This is a genomic window from Shewanella sp. S1-58-MNA-CIBAN-0166 (assembly GCF_040310085.1).
GTDB lineage: Bacteria > Pseudomonadota > Gammaproteobacteria > Enterobacterales > Shewanellaceae > Shewanella.
The window spans coordinates 1-2,498 of sequence record NZ_JBEOPN010000065.1; the positions used below are offsets into that span (position 1 = coordinate 1).

The following is a 2,498-nucleotide window of genomic DNA, read 5'->3' on the forward strand; positions in this document are numbered from 1 at the left end:
AATGGGACACATTTGATACGTTATACTCTGTATCGAGTGAATACTCATTGGTGTCTGTAGGCTAAACACCAGTGCTAATTACCTATAATGAAGAACAAAACCCTAAGGATTCGAACCCCTGTTACCGCCGACTCTTTATAAACCAAAGTGGGCGATGTCCTAAGCTCTATTTCTAGACGAATGGGACACATTTGATACGTTATACTCTGTATCGAGTGAATACTCATTGGTATCTGTAGGCTAAACACCAGTGCTAGTTACCTATAATGAAGAACAAAACCCTAAGGATTCGAGCCCTTGTTACCGCCGACTCTTTATAAACCAAAGTGGGCGATGTCCTAAGCGCTATTTCTAGACTAATGGGACACATTTGATACGTTATACTCTGTATCGAGTGAATACTCATTGGTGTCTGTAGGCTAAACATCAATGCTAATTATCTACTTAAAGACTGTTAAGTAAGTGGTGGAGCTACACGGGATCGAACCGTGGACCTCTTCACTGCCAGCGAAGCGCTCTCCCAGCTGAGCTATAACCCCTCTTACTTAATGCTTTTGGATATGCTACTAGAAAAAACTAACATCATGTCTCAACTGCGAGGCGCATTCTATGCAGCATACCCAAAAGTGTCAACTCGTTTTTTAGGAATTTATTCTATCTGCTACAAATTCAATCGCTTTGGATATTCTTTGTGCAGATCTTTCTTTTCCGATTAAGAACAAGGTTAAATCTAATGCAGGAGACTGTCCTGCACCAGTAACCGCAACGCGTAAAGGCATACCTACTTTACCCATGCCGACATCAAGTTCTGTCGCTGTCGCTTCAATAACGTTGTGAATATTCTCTACGCTCCAATCATTTAGTTCAGATAACTTTTGATTGAACAATGTTAAAGGCTCTAGTGCCACGCCACGTAAATGCTTCTTAGCTTGGGCTTCATCAAAATCAGCAAAGTCTTCATAGAAGTAACGACTTGAAGCAGCTAATTCTTTTAATGTTTTCGCACGTTCAGATAATGCTGTAACAATTTCAGTTAACGCTGGACCATTACTAGTATCAATTTTCTGATCATCCATATGCCATTGTAAATGTGATGCGACATAAACAGGATCGAGAGACTTGATATAATGTTGGTTTAACCAAATGAGCTTATCAGTATTAAAAGCTGAAGCAGCCTTATTGATATCATCTAACTTAAACAGCGTTTTCAACTCGTCCATTGAAAATATTTCTTGATCGCCATGAGACCAACCTAAGCGAACAAGATAGTTTAATAGTGCTTCTGGTAGATACCCGTCATCACGGTATTGCATAACGCCCACAGCACCATGACGTTTAGATAGCTTAGCGCCATCGTCACCTAGAATCATCGACACATGTGCATATTCAGGGATCGGTGCGCCTAATGCTTTAAGGATGTTGATTTGGCGTGGCGTATTATTGATATGATCTTCACCGCGTACAACGCAGGTAATACCCATGTCCCAGTCATCTACTACAACACAGAAATTATAGGTTGGTACACCATCGGTACGCTTAATGATTAAATCATCAAGCATATCGTTAGAAATTTCGATTCGACCACGAACGTGATCATCAAATATCACACTGCCTTCAATTGGGTTTTTAAAGCGAATGACAAAAGGTTCGTCAGTGTCACGAGGCGCAAGGTTACGACAACAACCGTCGTATTTCTGTTGTAAACCTTGCGCAGCTTGGTCTTCACGCATGCTCTCAATGCGTTCACGCGAGCAATAGCATTTGTATGCAGTGCCTTTGTCTAGCATTTCCTCAATAATCTCATTGTAACGATCAAAACGTTTAGTTTGGTAATAAGGACCTTCATCCCAAGTCAAACCTAACCAGTTCATACCGTCAAGAATGGCATCACATGCTTCTTGAGTTGAACGTTCAATATCAGTGTCTTCAATACGAAGTACAAATTCACCATTGTTAGCACGTGCGTGCAACCATGAATAAAGTGCTGTACGAGCACCACCTACATGAAGAAAACCAGTTGGACTTGGAGCAAAACGCGTCTTAGTAGTCATAATCGGACACTAACCTATTTATAAACGTCTAAAAAAGACAAACAAAAAAATGTGCCGCTATTCTAACAGTCAAACCCAGCAGTTGAAATGGCGGACTTTCAAACCTAGGGAGGTTTTTGGATTTTCTTTATTTTTGATCACAATCTCTTGTTCAACAAAGCATCAAAGCGAACAATTTTAGTCCGACTGACATTATTTTAAATAAAAAGCGTTGACAGGTTTTGCTTGCCCCCTATAATACGGCCCCACACAGCGAGGTCGATTAGCTCAGCTGGGAGAGCACCTCCCTTACAAGGAGGGGGTCACTGGTTCGAGCCCAGTATCGACCACCATATTTTTATTTATGGATTATAACTGTTAATTATATCCTAGGTCGCTTAGCTCAGCTGGGAGAGCACCTCCCTTACAAGGAGGGGGTCACTGGTTCGAGCCCAGTAGCGACCACCA

Annotated in this window: 1 protein-coding gene and 3 tRNA genes; 2 read left to right on the forward strand and 2 right to left on the reverse strand. The window is 41.5% G+C overall.

What is annotated here, in order from left to right; genetic code table 11:
* Nucleotides 1-463: 463 nt before the first annotated feature.
* A tRNA-Ala gene (locus AAEY99_RS21060) sits at nt 464-539 on the reverse strand.
* 102 nt (nt 540-641) lie between these two features.
* The gene (gltX, locus tag AAEY99_RS21065; protein ID WP_351011923.1) at nt 642-2,051 is read right to left on the reverse strand and encodes a glutamate--tRNA ligase; all 1,410 of its coding nucleotides are present in this window, start codon (nt 2,049-2,051) and stop codon (nt 642-644) included.
* A 256-nt stretch (nt 2,052-2,307) separates the two neighbouring features.
* On the opposite strand from gltX, the gene AAEY99_RS21070 reads away from it, so the two are divergent.
* Nucleotides 2,308-2,383: transfer RNA gene (locus AAEY99_RS21070), tRNA-Val, on the forward strand.
* A 39-nt stretch (nt 2,384-2,422) separates the two neighbouring features.
* Nucleotides 2,423-2,498: transfer RNA gene (locus AAEY99_RS21075), tRNA-Val, on the forward strand.